This window comes from Pseudomonas sp. EA_65y_Pfl1_P113 (genome assembly GCF_963970525.1).
Classification (GTDB): domain Bacteria; phylum Pseudomonadota; class Gammaproteobacteria; order Pseudomonadales; family Pseudomonadaceae; genus Aquipseudomonas; species Aquipseudomonas tritici.
This window is the reverse complement of the sequence record NZ_CAXAQM010000418.1, coordinates 1-498: the sequence shown is the minus strand read 5'-3', so window position 1 is coordinate 498 and position 498 is coordinate 1. Positions and strand designations below refer to the sequence as shown.

1 protein-coding gene is annotated in these 498 nt (G+C 63.5%); it reads right to left on the bottom strand.

Annotated elements, in window-relative coordinates; all coding sequences use genetic code 11:
* The coding region (locus AACY52_RS30355) for a hypothetical protein (RefSeq protein WP_339561388.1) at positions 1-498 on the bottom strand (498 nt) is incomplete at both ends.

Here is a 498-nt window from a genome sequence, read left to right as displayed (position 1 = left end):
CTTCAGCTGCGGGCCGCTGCCCCCCGCCACCGGGTTGAAATAGAAGTTGCTCCCGAGCTGCACCAGACTGGTGGCGCCGTAGGATTCGATGACAGTGCCGCCGCCGGTGGTCGGCCCGACAGTCGCGATCGTGCCGATCGTTCCGTCACCGTTCAGGTCCTGTTGAAAGCTTGGCTCCAGCGCCTGCAGCACCGAGCTCGCGCCGGCCACCACTCCACCCGTGCCGTTGCCGATCACATTGCCGCTGCTGTCGGTGTTCCAGACCGTGTACTGATCGCTGCTCAGGGAATGCAGAGCAACCTCGTAGCCACCGCCGGTCTGCTCCGCTCCGATGATCGCCCATCCGTTCAGGGCTGCAGCCGAGAAAGCCGCTCCGCCGTATTTGAGCTGCGGACCGGTACCACCGGAGACCGGATTGAAATAGAAATTGCTTCCGGCCAAAACGAGACTCGTCGAACCATAGGACTCGATCACCGTTCCGGCACTGGCGATCGGTCC